General features: G+C 58.4%; 15 protein-coding genes and 2 pseudogenes. 14 read left to right on the forward strand and 3 right to left on the reverse strand.

Annotated elements, in window-relative coordinates; all coding sequences use genetic code 11:
* Positions 1-60: 60 nt before the first annotated feature.
* The 3 genes from ACVWW1_RS32730 to ACVWW1_RS32740 all read left to right on the forward strand — a co-directional run bounded on the left by ACVWW1_RS32730 (position 61) and on the right by ACVWW1_RS32740 (position 3505).
* Positions 61-690: an adenylate/guanylate cyclase domain-containing protein gene (locus ACVWW1_RS32730; protein ID WP_456660726.1), complete on the forward strand. Its 630-nt coding sequence runs from the start codon at positions 61-63 to the stop codon at positions 688-690.
* 10 nt (positions 691-700) lie between these two features.
* Positions 701-2968, forward strand: a complete 2268-nt coding sequence (locus ACVWW1_RS32735) for an ATP-binding protein (protein ID WP_456658724.1) — start codon at positions 701-703, stop codon at positions 2966-2968.
* Positions 2969-3256: 288 nt separating this feature from the next.
* Positions 3257-3505: an agmatine deiminase family protein gene (locus ACVWW1_RS32740; RefSeq protein WP_456658725.1), complete on the forward strand. Its 249-nt coding sequence runs from the start codon at positions 3257-3259 to the stop codon at positions 3503-3505.
* 362 nt (positions 3506-3867) lie between these two features.
* On the opposite strand, the gene ACVWW1_RS32745 is transcribed toward ACVWW1_RS32740, so the two are convergent.
* On the reverse strand, positions 3868-4809 hold the full coding sequence (locus ACVWW1_RS32745) for a LysR family transcriptional regulator (RefSeq protein ID WP_456658726.1): 942 nt from the start codon (positions 4807-4809) through the stop codon (positions 3868-3870).
* A gap of 129 nt (positions 4810-4938) precedes the next feature.
* On the opposite strand from ACVWW1_RS32745, the gene ACVWW1_RS32750 reads away from it, so the two are divergent.
* The 10 genes and pseudogenes from ACVWW1_RS32750 (at position 4939) to ACVWW1_RS32795 (ending at position 14669) form a co-directional block, all read left to right on the forward strand.
* Positions 4939-5904 (forward strand): tripartite tricarboxylate transporter substrate-binding protein, encoded by a 966-nt coding sequence (locus ACVWW1_RS32750; RefSeq protein WP_456658727.1) that lies wholly within the window; start codon positions 4939-4941, stop codon positions 5902-5904.
* A gap of 8 nt (positions 5905-5912) precedes the next feature.
* Positions 5913-7028 carry a methyltransferase gene (locus tag ACVWW1_RS32755; protein WP_456658728.1) on the forward strand — a complete coding sequence of 372 codons (1116 nt, stop codon included), beginning with the start codon at positions 5913-5915 and terminating at the stop codon, positions 7026-7028.
* A 69-nt stretch (positions 7029-7097) separates the two neighbouring features.
* Positions 7098-8069: an MBL fold metallo-hydrolase gene (locus ACVWW1_RS32760; RefSeq protein ID WP_456658729.1), complete on the forward strand. Its 972-nt coding sequence runs from the start codon at positions 7098-7100 to the stop codon at positions 8067-8069.
* 239 nt (positions 8070-8308) lie between these two features.
* Positions 8309-8806 (forward strand): lipocalin-like domain-containing protein, encoded by a 498-nt coding sequence (locus tag ACVWW1_RS32765; RefSeq protein WP_456660727.1) that lies wholly within the window; start codon positions 8309-8311, stop codon positions 8804-8806.
* A 60-nt stretch (positions 8807-8866) separates the two neighbouring features.
* A pseudogene (locus ACVWW1_RS32770) lies at positions 8867-9094 on the forward strand (lipocalin-like domain-containing protein); the annotation flags it as partial.
* Positions 9095-9200: 106 nt separating this feature from the next.
* Positions 9201-9356, forward strand: a complete 156-nt coding sequence (locus ACVWW1_RS32775) for a lipocalin-like domain-containing protein (RefSeq protein ID WP_456658730.1) — start codon at positions 9201-9203, stop codon at positions 9354-9356.
* A gap of 82 nt (positions 9357-9438) precedes the next feature.
* Positions 9439-10876: pseudogene (locus tag ACVWW1_RS32780) on the forward strand (IS1182 family transposase).
* 358 nt (positions 10877-11234) lie between these two features.
* A complete protein-coding gene (locus tag ACVWW1_RS32785) occupies positions 11235-12734 on the forward strand; it encodes an MmgE/PrpD family protein (protein ID WP_456658731.1) in 1500 nt (499 codons plus the stop codon).
* Between the two features lie 458 nt (positions 12735-13192).
* A complete protein-coding gene (locus ACVWW1_RS32790; protein WP_456658732.1) occupies positions 13193-13447 on the forward strand; it encodes a hypothetical protein in 255 nt (84 codons plus the stop codon).
* Positions 13448-13508: 61 nt separating this feature from the next.
* Positions 13509-14669 (forward strand): peptidase M15, encoded by a 1161-nt coding sequence (locus ACVWW1_RS32795; RefSeq protein WP_456658733.1) that lies wholly within the window; start codon positions 13509-13511, stop codon positions 14667-14669.
* A 315-nt stretch (positions 14670-14984) separates the two neighbouring features.
* On the opposite strand, the gene ACVWW1_RS32800 is transcribed toward ACVWW1_RS32795, so the two are convergent.
* A complete protein-coding gene (locus tag ACVWW1_RS32800; RefSeq protein ID WP_456658734.1) occupies positions 14985-15557 on the reverse strand; it encodes a TetR/AcrR family transcriptional regulator in 573 nt (190 codons plus the stop codon).
* A gap of 32 nt (positions 15558-15589) precedes the next feature.
* A complete protein-coding gene (locus ACVWW1_RS32805; protein ID WP_456658735.1) occupies positions 15590-15946 on the reverse strand; it encodes a DUF302 domain-containing protein in 357 nt (118 codons plus the stop codon).
* Between ACVWW1_RS32805 and ACVWW1_RS32810 the strand changes: the two genes are divergently transcribed.
* On the forward strand, positions 15866-16087 hold the full coding sequence (locus ACVWW1_RS32810) for a hypothetical protein (RefSeq protein WP_456660854.1): 222 nt from the start codon (positions 15866-15868) through the stop codon (positions 16085-16087). The two genes, ACVWW1_RS32805 and ACVWW1_RS32810, sit on opposite strands and share 81 nt — an antisense overlap.
* Positions 16088-16129: the final 42 nt, after the last annotated feature.

The following is a 16129-nucleotide window of genomic DNA, read 5'->3' on the forward strand; positions in this document are numbered from 1 at the left end:
GCCAGTGGCTCATCGAGCCGATACTGCGGAAAATGCGGCTCCCTCTTGTCTCCTGCAGACATGGGAGACACGAATCGTCCCTGGCAGCAGGTACTGAGATCGCTCTATGCCAAGGGTGGCGAGCGAAAGCGCCTGACTATTTTATTTGCTGATATTCGCAATTCGACGGGATTGATAGATAGCTTGGGCGATCCCGAGCTTGGAATGAAGCGGCTGCAGCCGATCCTCGACCTTATGAACAATGCCGTTGCTCGTTACGACGGTGTCGTTAATAAATCACAGGGTGACGGGGTCATGGCGCTTTTTGGGGCTCCTCGGCCACATGAAGATCACTCTATACGCGGCTGCTTGGCCGCGCTTGCTATGCAAGACGGAGTCAAACGCCTCGGCGATCCCGATCTCCAGATTCGCGTTGGCGTCCACACCGGAGAGGTTGTAGTTCAGGCAATCGAGCACGGACTATATCAGACCTTTGATGCGGCCGGCGCGAATGTTCATCTCGCGAACCGGTTGGAGCAGCTGGCTGGCCCGGGCGAGATCCTGATATCGAAAGATGCATACGTTGCGGCCAGACAATTCATCGAAGTCGAATCGCTGGGACCCCAATCTATCCGCGGCATTGCAGCGCCGATGGATACATACAAGATCGTGGGTCTTCAACCACGCGCCAGCAAGCGGAGTTTTTCGTGAGGGAAGGCGATTGAGCTCCCTCATTGGCCGAGATGACCAGCTTTCGACGCTCATGCTTGAGCTCGAGAATGCCATCAAGAGCGAAGGCAGAGTCATCGGCGTGGTCGGCGAAGCCGGCATTGGCAAAAGCAGGTTATGTTTTGAATTTGCGGAAAACTGTCGCGCGAGGGGCATTCGGGTGTTTGAAGCCCGGGTACTGGATCATGGCAAGGAAACGCCGTTTCAGCCCGTACTAGAACTTCTGCGCGACTACTTTGGTGTCCGGGTCAAGGAGACAGCAGAAGCGTCTCGACAGCGCGTCCTTGAAAGTTTAACCACTCTTTCGGTATCGGAGCCCTTCGCCGCCATTATGCTCGAGTTCTTGGGGCTCGCCGACCCGTTGCAAGCAAAGTCCCGGGTTGATCCCAAGACGCGAAAAACGCTTTTGCTAGATTTTGTGCGAACGCTGCCGCGTTCAGGTCCTGAAGAAGCTGCAAACGTAGTCGTCATCGAGGATTTGCATTGGATCGATGCGGCAAGCCTAGAGTTCGTCGAAGCCCTGGCAGATGCCGTCTACGGTACCACTACGCTTCTGGTAGTTAACTTTCGACCTGGGTTTGCTTCGGCCTTGACCCAAAGATCGCACTATCGACAAGTCAACATGCTTCCGTTGCCCAAGAATGAAGCGACCACTTTGGTGCTAGAGCACTTCGGGCCGGATCCCTCGCTCGCTTTGCTTGGCAGGAATATCATTGAGCGGGGGCAAGGCAATCCGTTTTTTCTTGAAGAGCTAATCAACACGCTTGTCGAGCGTGGGGATTTTGATGGTGAAAAAGGAGCGTACAGGCTGAAAGGAGGCATTGACTCGGTCCCGTTGCCTACGACGGTTCAGGCTGTCGTCGCTGCCCGGATCGACCGACTTCAAGACGCAGCGAAGCAAGTGTTGGAGATGGCTTCCGTCGTCGGTCGCGAAGTCTCAGTTGCGATCTTGGACGATCTTGATTCCGGCTTGAGCGGCCATGCGTTGTCCGAATCCCTTCAGCAATTGAGACAAGCTGAACTGCTCTACGATGTCCCTCCATTTGAGCGTCGGCTTCTAGCATTTCGCCATCCTTTGATACAGGAGGTTGCTTATCGTTCGCTGCTAATAGAGCGCCGGCGCAAGCTTCACGCGGGCGTCGCGAATGCGATCGAGCGTTTGTTCAAGGAGCAGGCGGACGAACGGGCATCTCTTTTGGCTTATCACCTCGAGCAGGCTGGTGAGAATCTCAAGGCAGCGCAGCAAAATATGCGCGCTGCGTTCTGGGTCGGCACGCACGATCCGAGTCAAGCACTGAGAAGTTGGAAGAAGGTTAGAGAGCTGCTGTTGGATCAGCCGAAGTCAACGCCGACTGATTTCTTGAAGATGGCAGCTTCGGGCCAGATCGTAAACTTCGGTTGGCGCGAAGGAATGTCGGCGGCAGATGCAGCCGTCTACTTCAACGAGGCGAGGGATTTGGCAAGATCCTCAGGTGACATGAGGTCTAACGCCTTGATTCACGCCGCTTACGGCCGAATCTTGGCTAACGGGGGCTCTGCGGACGAATATGTACGAATAATTCGAGAAGCCAAGACGCTGGCCGACCAGGCCAACGATGTGAGCGTTCAGATCACGCTAAAGGCTGTTCTTTGCCACGCTTTGTGGCTGTCGGGGAACTTACCTGAGGCGCTCCAAATGAATTCGGAGGCAATTGATCGCGCCCATGAAATTATAAAGTTCGATCGTCAAACTCTAGGCTTCGATATCGAAATTTGGCTCGCTGCTTTGCGTGGCCGGATATTGGTGGTGCTCAATCGATTAGATGAAGCTCGTCCGTTTCTTGAACGAGTACTCCATCTTGACAGCGCGCAGGTCGATCAAATCCACCATGTGATGCCGAGCATGGCTTACGTTGACGTTGCGTGGGCCCGGAAAGATGCCTTGTTAGCTCAGGAGCATGCCGAGCGAGCCTTCCTCGATAGCCTTAAAAAGTGGCAACCCGTATCTGCGGGTCTATGCTCAAGCCTGCCGGGGACTTGCTCACATCGTCGCTGGAAGGTTCACGCCTGCTATCGACGATCTGTCGGATGCATTGAAGTTCGCGCGGTCGCGGAAAGCAGGTCTAGAAAACGAGCCAAGAATTCTGGCAGATTTAGCAAATGCCTACAGACTGAGCGGCGAAAGTACGGCCGCTCTCTCTACGGCCGAACAGGCCATAGCGGTTGCCACAGAGCGGCACGCTCGAGTCGCGGAATGTTCTGCCCGCATTGTTCGGGCTAGTTTATTGCTGCGATCGGAAACTGATGATCAGCAAGCGGACGGGAAGGCGGAGCTGGGGCGCGCAGCTGCGTTGATGCAGGAGACTGGCGCTATGCTCCTAGAGTCATTTTTGAATGACGTTACCGCAGGAAACGGCAGCTCGACGCAGGTTTCCGTGAAGGCTAGTTGATCGGCTGACGAGGATGTTTCCTCATTCATGTTTAGTGCGTTACCGCAGAACCCTGTGCCGCGGCGAGGGACGCGGACATCGCCTGCCTGCGTGCCCTTCCTCATTTGGGCCACCTAAGGGTGATCGATCCCCCGCGGGTCTCTGCCGCAGAGGACAGCCTTTTCGCCGCGGCCTACGTCAACGCCTACACGCCGAACGGGACGGTGATCGCCAGCAAATTTGGTGACAGGGACAGAGACCGGGAAGCGGAGAGGGCGCTGGCCGAGGCATTCCCTAGTCGCGAAGTGCTGATGATCAGCACCCCCAACATTGCGAGAGGCGGTGGCGGCATCCGCTGCCTGGTTCAGCCCGTCCCCATTGCGGGTTAATCGTTGCTGAGCGGCGGCGCCGCGCTCGGCCATGGGCCGACTTCTTCCATAACAAGGGATACGCGAAAGCCGAGCTCGCTTTCTATCGTGAGCCGCTATCATGCCGCCACTGGCGTCCCCGGCGCGCGCGCAGACACCTCGCGAAGAACGGCGTGCGGCCGAGAGTTGGACATTGCATCTTCAGAGATGCGATCAGCGGTGTGATCAGGGAAGAGGTAGCGTGGCCTTTCATCAATAGCGCAAACGTGCCTAAGTGGCCAACGCAGCGCGGGTAGTCATGTCAGCTTCTGGCCCCGTTGCGGACATCAAGCTAGCTTCGACCGATATTGCTTTTTGACCCATTGCGGAAGTCAGTCGACCAATCAGTTCACTCCAACCAGCGCCTTACAGACCTCCCGGCTGGCCTCTTGGAATAATTTGACGGCACCTCCGGCCCGGCGTCCCTTCAAGGTGATTGAGGCTATCGGTGCGGAAGTATCGCCAAGATCGACGTTCAGCGCGCGCAGCCATGCGCTACTCGATCGCATTCTGAGTATCTGCATGGGCAATAGGGTAATAAACCGGCTGCTCGCCAACAGATTCAACCGCATGTAGATCGAAATCGTGGTGACGGTGGTTGGCGGAAGCGGCAGGTTATGTCGCCGAAATAGCTCGACGCCGGTACGCCCCAAAAAAGAATCGGGCGGCGAGAGCGTCCATTGCTCTTGCATAAGTTCTGCGAGCTTCAACTTCCTTTTCGATCGCAGGAGCGGATGCCGTCGCTCCGCCATTACCGCAAGGGAAGATCTAAACAGCACCTCCGCGGACAAATCATCGGCGACCGGTAACGGCGACCAGCGCGTTATGGCCAGATCAAGCGTCCTCTGGCGCAGAGCATGCTCCAGCGCATCCCGATCACCTATCGTGATATGATACCTGATGCCTGGATATCTGCGGACGAGATGTCCGATAATTTCTGTAACGATGGCGGTGACCGGCTCGGTTGTACCGATCGTAACGAGCCCTTGCGCCGGATCTGACCTTTGCACAATGTCGGTGACACCTAGCTTTATTTCGTCGAAAACGACGCGCGTGCGATCGACAAGAAGGCGACCACACTCAGTGAGTTCAACTCCGCGCGAAGTGCGATCCAGCAGCGCAGCTCCGACGGCATGCTCCATATCGGTGATAGCTTTGGAGATCGCCGGCTGCGACAACCCGAGACGGTGAGACGCCTTGGCCATGCTGCCGACCTCTGCGACGGTCTGCAGCGTATGCAGATCCTTGAGGCGTAAGCGACGGCCGATGCGGTCGTGCCACTGCATGGGTATTCACCTCACGTTATAGCCCGATAGGAAATTGCAATTTCGGGTTATAGCGTTGTTGCTTCAGAATAGCGAGATGGAAAGCCGGCCCGATCATCGCATTGCTGTCCCAAGCACATGGAGAACGCCATGCAGCTTTACTCGCGTCGCGCCATACTGGCCGGGTTTTCGGCTCTGGCTCTTCCGCTACCCGTTATCGCTGCCGACCAGCCGCTGAAGATCGTGTTTCCATTCGCGCCTGGTGGGTCGGGAGATTCGATCGCTCGGCTGTTTGCCGAGCAGCTTCATACCAGGCTCGGCAAGGTGGCGATTGTGGAGAATCTTGCTGGCGCTGGCGGGCGCATCGGCGCTCAGGCGGTCAAAAATGCCGCACCGGAAGAGGAGGCAGTGCTGTTTGCTTCAGCTTCGCAATTCACACTTCAGCCGCATCTCTTCAGGAGCCTGGGATATGATGCAGAGCGCGACTTTGTGCCACTTTCGCAGGTGATGACGGTCGATCTGGCTCTGGCGGTCAGCGGGAAGCTGCCCATCCATTCGGTGCACGAACTCATCGACTGGATGAGGGCCAATCCCGAGCAGGCCGTGTACGGCTCGCCGGGAGCAGGTACGGCACCTCATTTCATCTGTGGCGAGTTTGGCCGGATCACAGGCCTAAACCTGCGCCACACGCCCTATAGGGGCACGCCTGCTGCCCTCCCGGATGTGCTGGCCGGCCGGGTCCCGATGTATATGGCGTTTCTTTCCGACCTCCTGGAGCAACATGGGGGCGGTGGCATACGCATCATCGCCACCGCAGCCGCTGCGCGATCTTCCTTCCTGCCTCAGACCGCAACTCTGAAGGAGAGCGGGATCGATATCGACGCGGCCGGGTGGTTCGCATTCTATGCGCCTGCCCATTCCTCGCGTCAGTTCGTTGATCGCCTGGGAAAGGAGATCATTGCAATCGGGAGCGATCCCGAAATGCGCGCAAAGATTCATGCCATGGGGTGCGAGCCAACAGGAACGACATCGGACCAACTTAAACATATCCAGCGCACCGAGTTCGAACGCTGGGGACCGATCGTCAGGGCGTCAGGATTCCCGATCGAAGACTAGGGCGGCGCATGACCACGAATCCCCCCGAGCAGTTGTTGGACCTTGTTCAATCGCACCGTGTGACGGCTGTGATCTATGTCGCTGCCAGGCTGGGCCTTGCCGAATTGCTGCGCGACGGACCGCGCACTGTCGAAGAACTCGCGAGTCGAACCCACGCGGACCGGGACGCACTGGCCCGCTTGCTCGTCGCTCTCTCGACCGTCGGCATTTGCTCTCGCGTCGGCGAAGGCCGCTACCTGCTAAACGAACTGGGGGGCGGGCTCGACGGTGCTGCTGAACGATCGTTCAAGAACTGGGTCATCTTTGAAGGCTCCATGCTGATCAGGAGGTGGGAGGGTCTTCTGGATTCGATCATGTCGGGGAAGACGGCTGCCCAACTCCAGGACGTCGACGACAATTTCGATCTGATGGCGCGCACGCCAGAGCATGTGCGGATATTCAATGAAGCGATGACAGACCTGACGCGGCTGGTCACGCACGATCTGTTGCAGGCCTACGACTTTGGCACGATCGCCCACTTGATGGATGTCGGAGGCGGCTCCGGGGAACTCATGGGCGCCGTGGCGAGAGAATACTCGAATATCAAAGGAACGGTTTTCGATCTGCCGAGGTGCGCCGACGCCGCCCACCAGTACTTCGGGCACCTCGGAATCTCCGACCGCGTCGACTTTGTTGCAGGCGATTTCTTTCACGCGCTGCCTGCCGTGGCCGATGCGATTATTTTGAAAAGCATTATTCACGACTGGGACGATGAGCGCAGCCGCATCATTTTGGGAAACTGCCGCAAAGCGCTTGCCCAAAAAGGCAAACTGCTATTGGTCGAACGTGCGATGCCGGAATTGCCCGGTACCGATGACGCGGACAGGTCGTGCGCGATGAGCGATTTAAACATGCTGCGTGGTCCAGGCGGACGGGAACGGACGGAAAAGGAATATTATCGGCTCCTGACCGAGAGTGGCTTCCGCGGAATCGCGATTTATCCTGCGGGCCGCTTCAATCTCATAGAAGCTGTATTTGCTGAGGCAGTCGGCAAGACGAACTCCGGCGGAGCGCCAAATTGTCGGCGGATCGGAGTAGACCGGAATCGGACGGCCGATCATCCCAACAGTGCTTTTGACCCATAGCCGATCTTGTGCAGTGCGCATCCCCATTGATATGCTCCATCCATTCAGTCAGCGGGGGAGACCCGAGCGATGTCCGATATCTCGCGTCGGGACGTGACACTTGGCGCAGCCGGTGCTTTTGCCGCGTTTGGGCTCGACAAGCCGATCACCTTTGTCGGCGCGGCCCACGCGGAACAGTCCGTCACTCAACCTTTTCGCAAATACAAGGTCGGCGACATTGAAATCTTCTCTCTGATCGATGGCACGCGTGACGTTCCGCTGCGAGACGGCATGGTCAGGAATGTCGGCGTCGAACAGGTCAAGACCGTGTTGCGTGGTGCTGGTTTTGCCGACAATCGGGCGCCTCTGCGGTTTATCGTCATGGCGCTCAAGCTGCGCGATCAAGTGGTCCTGATCGACTCGGGTACGGGCGGTCATCCGATTTACGGTGAGGGGAACGGCCGGTTATTCGAGAGCATGGCGGCAGCGGGCCTTGACCCCAAGGCCGTCAGGACGATCCTCATCTCCCATCTCCACGGCGACCACATTTATGGCCTCATGAACAATGAGAGCGATGCGCAGGTCTTCCCGGATGCCGACATCGTGGTGCCCGCCGCGGAATTGAAATGGTGGACGCGCCCGGGGGTCGACACGATCGATCTCGGACCGACGCGCAAGGGCCTCGCCCGGCGAATACAGGTCACGGTGGCGACTTGGAAAAACGTCAGGACCTTTGAGGGTGAACCAGAACTCCTGCCCGGTGTGCACGCCGTTCAGGCGCCCGGCCATAGCCCGGGAATGGTCGCGCATCTGGTCACTTCCGGCAGCGAACAGTTCCTGATCAGCGCTGACGTGGCCAATCTTGCGCCACACATTTCAACAAATCCCGAGTGGCAACTCGCTATCGACCAGGATCCGCAGATGGCTGTCGAAACGCGAAGGAAGATCTTCGATCGCGCGGTCGCCGACAAGCTCACCATTTCAGGTACTCACTGGTTGATGCCGAACGTCGGCCGGCTAGCCAAGGATGGCAGCAGGTACGTATTCGTAGCCGAGGGGTAATATTCCCGCGACACTATCTGTTGGCAATTGCAATACGACTGCTGCTCGTAGCGGAGAAGCGGTCGGCATTGACGCGAGGAACCTCAAGGGCGTGAACGTCGTCACAAAATAACAAGACACGAATGAAGGCCCGGTCAAGGCCACCGGTCACCAAAACGCAGGTTGCGAAACCAAGTCTCAGGTTGCCGAAGATAGTCGGCGTCCGCGCAGGTTCAACGTTTTCGGAGATTTCCGTGCGAATGAACACGTTCTGCAAACTATTCGGCGCAGCGTCAGTATGTCTGTTCCTTCCGTCAGCTGCCCTGGCCGAGGAACAGGAATTCGCTGGCAATTATCAACTAATCAACGCCACGCGAAGAATTCTTGATACCGGGCAGATCGAGGAAACCTTTGGCAAGAGCCCAAAGGGATTGGCCATGTATGGGAAGGATGGTCATTTCGTCATTCTTATCACCTATGACGGCAGGCCCAAGCCTGAATCGATTGACAAGATGACTGATCAGCAGCGCGCCGATCTTCATCGGATGATGACGGCATACGGCGGTACTTACACATACGACGGTAGCAAGGTTGTGCATCACCTCGACCTCTCGTGGAACGAGGTTTGGGGCGGTACGATGAACATCCGGGACGTACAGCGTGATGGAGATCGGCTTATCTATGTCGCCCGCCCGGCACCCTTTGCAAGCGACGGCAAGATCAGCGTCGTGACGCTGGTTTGGGAAAAAATGAAATAGCCGCACCGAGCATTTGAATAGCCGAGCAAAGAAAGGGCAGAGCATGGGGGGAGCTTCTTCATGTCCACGTTAAAATGGCTTGTTGCCATCGTTGGGTGGCTTATTGCGGCCTATCCGAGCTTTGCCGATGACCGTGACAAGGTGATCGGCATCTGGAAACTGGTTTCTCAAGAAATTGAAATTCAAGCCACCGGGCAGAAAGAACCCGTTTTCGGACGTTCCCCATCGGGTTACGCGATCTTCACGGCCGAGAGTCGGGTGATGTTTGTTCTGACCGGAGAGGGACGCAAGCCACCACAAACGGTCCAAGATCGCGCTGATCTGCTGAACAGCATGGCGGCCTACACTGGCATATTATCGTCTCGAAGGAGACAAGTGGATCACGAAGGTCGATGTGGCTTGGAACCCAGAATGGGTTGGCACCGAGCAGGAGCGCTTCTTCAAGCTCGACGGGGATCGCCTTCAAGTCACTTCGACGTGGCGAATAATGCCCAACTGGCAAGATAAGGGAATGCAGCGCAGCCTGCTGGTATTCGAGAGAGTGAAATAGACGTTTACGCCCGCTGTTGGCCCAGGCCGTGTGAAAACTCCGCCTCTGCTATTATTCTCCAATGAATCGGCGGGGACGAGCGATGGCGGGATTCGTGGAAGGGGTTGATCGCGGACAGAGCACGTTGTTCCCCGCGCTGCTCGACGACTATGTGACCGAAGATAACCCGGTGCGAGCGGTCGACGTGTTCGTCGACGGTCTCGATCTCGACAGGCTCGGGTTTGTCGGTGTCCAGCCACTCGCCACCGGCCGACCCAGCTATCACCCCGGCATGATGCTGAAGCTCTATATCTACGGCTACCTCAATCGCGTGCCGTCGAGCCGACGCCTGGAGCGGGAATGCCAGCGCAATATCGAGATGATCTGGCTGACCGGGCAGTTGGCGCCGGACTTCAAGACCATCGCGGATTTCCGCAAGGACAATGGCAAGGCCATTCGTGAGGTCTGCCGCGCGTTCGTCGCGCTGTGCCGCAAGCTTGATCTGCTTGTTGCGGCGAGCGTCGCCATTGATGGATCGAAGTTCAAGGCCGTCAATGCGCGGGACAAGAACTTCACCGAGGCGAAGATGAAGCGGCGCCTGGAGCGGATCGACGAGAGCATCGCCCGCTATCTCTCGCAGCTCGCGACCGCCGATCGGCACGGCGACGCAGTGCCGGCGGCGAAAGTTGCGAAGTTGAAGGGCAAGATCGAGAAGCTCAGGGAGGAGACCGTCCGGCTTGATGCGATCAATGCGGAGATGATGAAGAGCGAAGGCAAGCAGATCTCGCTGACCGATCCTGACGCGCGCTCGATGGCGACAAGTGGCAAAGGACACCGGGATCGTTGGCTATAACGTGCAGATTGCGGTCGATACGCAGCATCATCTCATCGTGGCTCACGAGGTGACCAACGTGGGCACCGATCGCCACCAACTCACCAATATGGCCGGCCAGGCGCGCGACGAGATGGCTGTCGAGACGCTCGAAGTCGTGGCAGACCGCGGCTATTACGATGGAGGGGAGATCAGGGCCTGCGAGGAAGCCGACATCACGGTGACGTTGCCGAAGCCGATGACTTCGGGCGCCAAAGCTGCTGGCCGCTTCGGCAAACAGGACTTCGTCTATGTCGCCGCCGACGATGTTTATCGCTGTCCCGCCGGCGAGCGCCTAACTTATCACTATACGAACGTAGAGGACGGAAAGACACTGCGCCGCTATTGGACAAGCGCCTGCAAAACCTGCGCGCTAAAGGCTCAGTGCACGACAGGCCCCGAGCGCCGCATCTCACGCTGGGAGCACGAGGCCGTTCTGGAGAAAGTTCAAGATCGGCTCGACCACAACCCCAATGCAATGGGGCTCCGCCGTCAGACAGCGGAGCATCCGTTCGGTACGATGAAGTGTTGGATGGGAGCAACGCACTTTCTCACGAAAAGGTTGCCAAAGGTGGCCACCGAGATGGCACTCACCGTGCTCGCCTACAACATGAAGCGCGTGATGACAATCATGGGCGTAGACGGATTGCTGGAGGCGATGCGGGCCTGAGGCCCGCCTCTGCGCGACCAAATCAGCGCCTACTTGAACCCCCTCGTTGCCACTGAGATGACAGGAGGTCGATTCCACCGAATGAGAAGCTCGGCGGCCACGTAATGCGCCAGTGCGCCCCAAGTTGTCACACGGCCTGGGCCCTTAGCTGACATGTCTGCCGGAACGCTGGACATCCGCTTTTTTGACCCTGAGCCGATATCTATAGCATTCCAAGGCCGGCCCACTTCCTCATATTAAACGTCAGCGCGTGGGAGGTGCGTTGCCGGCAATACGTTTACGTCGTCCGATAGCTCGACACGAAGATCAGCATATTCTGATCGCCATCATCCGCTCAAATTTCATAGTGGAGGCAGTTATGAAGCGCCGTGATTTCCTGGAGCGAACGACAATTGCCGTTACGACGAGTCTCGTTGGCAGCATTTGTCCTAATGGATATCGCTTGGTCGGAGCGGCACTCGCCGATGGTACGGGCGACGGCCAGATTGCAGCGCTCGAACAGAAATTTGCAGAATTCGCGACTGCTGTCAGATATGAAGATCTCCCGGCAGACGTGATCGCCTCGGCCAAGCGCGTGCTTCTCGATACGCTCGGCTGCGCGTTTGGGGCGGTCGGGTCTGAATCCGCAAATATCGCCGAGGCAACCATTCGAAAGACCTTCGGCGATGGCAATACGGCAACCGTGATCGGTTATCCGCGATCGGCGACCGTAGAAGGTGCAATTTTCGTCAACGGTGTTCTCGTCCGCTCGCTCGACATGAATGACACCTATATCGGCAGCGAGCCGCTTCATCCAAGCGAGGTGATCCCGACAGCGCTTGCGCTCTGCGAAGAGCAGGGGCGAAGTGGCCGCGATCTGGTCGAGGCGATGGTCGTTGGTTATGAGGCCAGCATGCGCGTCAATGATGCTATCTCCTTTCTTGAGCGCGGCTTCCACCCGTTGTGTGCAGCCTCGTACGGCGTCCCTCTGATTGCGGGCAAGGTCTGGGGGATTCCAAAGCAAGCTCTCGCAAACGCGGTCGGGATATCTGGCGCGCGCGGCTTCACGAGCTTTGTCGTCAACAGCGGCGCGATCAGCATGATGAAGGCGATGGGGCTCGCGGCAACTGCGATCGATGGCGTATTCGCGACGCGACTTGCCGCACAAGGCTTTACCGGCCCATCCGGCACGCTGGAATGGCTGGCGTCAAAAATGAAACCTGCGAAAGAAGGGTTTGCCGTCGACCTCGAACTTACGCGATATCGGCTGCCCCGCGTGGCATTCAAGCGCTTCCCTGTTCAGATCGAGTTGCAGGCTGTGGTGGAGGCTGGTGCGTCACTTTCCCGAAGGATCAAAGATCGAACCCAGGAGATACAGTCCATCACGGTTGAGACCTATCCCGGAATAATACAGCGCGTGGCAGATCTTGCGAAATTCCGGCCACAGACCAAGGGTACCGCTGATCACAGTCTTCCCGTGTGCCTCGCGATGGCTCTTCTCGACGGTGATGTGACAGTTTCGCAATTCGAGAAAGACCGCTGGCGGGAACAGGACGTGATGGCCTTGGTGGAAAAGACTTCCGTCAAACCCGGAGAAGCCCTCATTGCAAAACTGCCCAAGGGCCGCGGCGCAAGCGTCGAGATTGCCCTCACAGATGGTCAGTCTTGGCGCGAAACAGTGGAAGTGCCCGAAGGCGATGCACAACGCCCGCTCTCGCGAGCGTCTCTCGAACGGAAGTTTATGAATTTTGCTGTCCCCGTGGTTGGTAAAGATGTTGGAGAGCGCGTCATGTCGCTCGTCGATGGGATCGAAGACCTAAGAGATGTCCGGGAATTGACTCGGGCCCTGAAGGGGATGGGAAAGCAAAATCCGGCGTGAACCTGGTAGCCATGCCGATTTCCTCTTCTGGCCCAAGGCCGACCTGCAAGGCCTCTCTCTCGGTTGCAACCCCGGCCCATCTGGCGCCGATCGATGGCCAGGAATATGCCGCATTTCCCCAGCCCTTCCGAAGATCTCCAACGGTCGTCGCGCCGTCGATGCTGACGATGACGGCCGCGCGTCCAGGCCGTAGCCGCCACGGAGGCTGCCGCCGTGATACACTGACGTTCAACCTGGTTCTGCGTAGGTGAAATGAAAATCGTGGGGCTCGGCTTCATCGAGGGCCTTCCCGCCCGAGTGCTAGCCGATCTAGCCGAGATTATCTGCTTCCGAACGGCACGCGGACATCGTGTCGAAACACGTGCGACCTTCGCTATCGAAGCGATGGCTATCGAGAGGACTCATTCCATAAAATTCAATATGCGAAAGCCAAACTCGTGTCCGGGTGAAAGCCGTCGATGAAGGCCGAGCCCCGCAATTTCCGCTTCGCCCTTGGAAGCCGACGTTGGCGAGTATCCTGGCAAGGGAGGAGTTTGGTTGAAGCGGCTCATCGCGGCTTCCTCTCACCTCTTTCGCCGGGAGATGAACCTTCGGCGCCGTTCGAATTCGACGATGTTGGAAAAGTGCCACCGGGGCGCGAGTTGCATTCGGGCAACATCGTTCAGAAAGATGGGTCGTTAACCTTCTTTCGCCATTGCGCGACGATGCCCTGAGCCGACAATCCGCCTCGTCACATGCTGCAATCTGGCTCCCGAGGAGCCCGTGGAGGCTGGGATGATGAACTGGCGGCGGGTGCGGGCGGCGGCGTTGGGCGGGACGGTCGTTCTGTCGGGCTGTATTGTCTCGTGGTTTGCGGCGTTCGGTTCGGCTGGCATCGAGAAGATCGGTGCGTCAGTCACCGGTGCGTCAGTCGATGATTTCCGTGCTCCTGATGTTGTCGCCGATGCCGTATCCGCGACATCACCAGCAACTGCCACGTCGAATGCTGCCGTCAATGATCATTATGCTGTGATTATGGGCGAACGGGACGCGGTGGCGACGGCCAATGCTGCGCCGACCGTGCACGAGACGGAACCTGTCGTGGCGGCCGCGCTAACCAATCCGGCGCTGCCGCCGGACACTCAACCGGGGCAGGCGCCGGCAGCGAACACGCCGGATCCGGAGCCTCGCGTGGTCAAGGCGGCGGTGGACTCCGTCGAAATCCTCGACGAGTGCTGGGACGTCAACGCCTGCATCGATCGCTATCTGTGGACGCTCTATCAAAGGACGCCCAAGGAAGACACCATCAAGGTGCCGGAGCAGAGGGAGGTGACGGTCAAGAGAAAGAAGAAGTTGGTGACGGTCACTAGAATCTTCACCAGGCTTGTCGATGAAGAGTTCGCCTGGAAGGACACCAAGGCGGCCGAAAGAGCAGGCATACCCATGATGGACTACGTCATGGGAGGCGTCGATCGGAGCTTCAAGCTGAAGCTCTTCCGGGCACTTCTCGCGGCGGAACAGGCCGGCCTGTCACCTGGCATCACCAGCGCGTTCCGCGACGACTACCGCCAGTCGATTGCAAGCGGGCTGAAGGCGGCCAGCAACAGGTCGTATCACGGCGGCAGCCTCCGTGGCGGCTACGGCCATGGGCTCGCGGCCGACATCGTCAGCATCGACGGCGCGACACGCGACGACCGTTGGAGATCGTCGGAAAGGCTTTGGAAATGGGTCGATGCGCACGGCAAGGAGTTTGGCGTCGCGCGCCCCTATCTCGATTTTGATCCCCCGCATCTGGCGCCGATCGACGGCCAGGAATATGCCGCTCACCGCGGCGTCGCCAAAACGCGGCACGCGGAGCTGGACGCGAAGACGCGCAGCCGTCACGCGGTGCACGATAATCACGCCGCTGTGAAACGGGCAAAGACCGCCAAGTCATCGAAGGTGCGAACGATCTGAGCGGGATAACGATGATCCGTATGGTGGGTAAGTTTGCCCATGGGTCCGCGCAAAAGCGCGGCCCGATGACGGCTCCCACCAACGTCGTACCCCGAAGATGGTGGGTTATGCTTCACTCGGGCGTGTACTCATCATAAAGGGCCGCGTCCGCTTTGCCCTGAAAAGGCGACATAGAAGCGATCTGAATGCACGTCAGCGTTGGGCCCAGAAGGAGACATGGCCCTCGGTTAGCGGTCAGTCCGGAGTGTCACGGCTCGTTCCGGGGTGGCGTGGAAAATCTTTCCGCACCTCTCCGCCCTTCCTAATCTAGCAAGATCAAACTCGCGCCAAGTGCAACGCGGCCTCAACGCCGCCTTCCAGGATCTGCTCCGCCTGGACGGTGTCGGGGACGGCCCGCGCGAACTGGAGGGTGCCCACCATGAGGCCGAAGATGGCGGTCGCGCGGCGGCGGCTCGCTGGAGAATCGGCATTCGGAAGTAGTGCGGCCAGAGACAAAACGTAGCTTCGCAGCGCTTTCTCGTAGTCCTGCCGAGTGGACAGGGGCTGGCGGGCGATTTCCGGGAGCAATGCCGCCGAAGGGCACCCTTCCGCGGGATCTTCGAGGTGAGCGCGGTTGAGATATCTCCGGATCGCCCCCTCGAGGGCCAGGCCCCTCCGTTGATCCTCATCGAGGCGATGTTGTTGGTCGCTGAGCGCGCTCGCCAGCGCCTCGCGAACGAGCGCGTCTTTGGACTCGAAGTGCGGAGAGAATGCGCCTTTGGTCAGGCCAGCCTCGCCCATGATCCCGGCGATCCCAGCGGCGGAGATGCCGTCTCGGCGCATGCACTTCGACGCCACATCTATGATGTGCCGTCGCGTCGCTGCCTTATGACCTTTCTCGAAACGCATCTTCTCTCCACTCCACCAATATCCCGCAGCCGTTAGGCTGCAGCTGCTTCCAACAGGGCTTGGAGGTCGCGATCAAGCTGCTGGGCTACTGCATCGACATTATCGCTGCCAAACTGACCGAAAACGGATGCTGGTCGATCATATTCAAACGCGACGACGCCATCGTCATCCTCGCGCAGTAAGACGCGAATGGGCGCATACAGCCCCGCCGACAGTTGATGGCGGGTCATCTTGGATGCGGTGAGCGGATTTCCGATATCAAACTGGATGGATCGGCGCGTCAGCCCAGCAGTAGCTAGGAGTGCCCCATGGTCACGCTGATCGAAAATGGTGAGCGGCGGACCGGCCTCCAACTCTCGCAGTGCACGCGTGCCTTCACCGTATCGCAAGAGAGTGAAGATCCCGTCATCAATGTGGGTGCCAAGGTCGCGAGCTTGGCTCGAACGTCCTCGAAAGGCTTTGTTGAGCGGATGGTGACGTGCTCGACCGGAATGACACGCGTTGAGTGCAGTGCATTGGCCATCTGTTGATCCTCTAATTGGTTGTTTGCAGGTGACCCCTTCGCCACGCGA

The sequence above is a fragment of the Bradyrhizobium sp. JR3.5 genome (assembly GCF_054057015.1).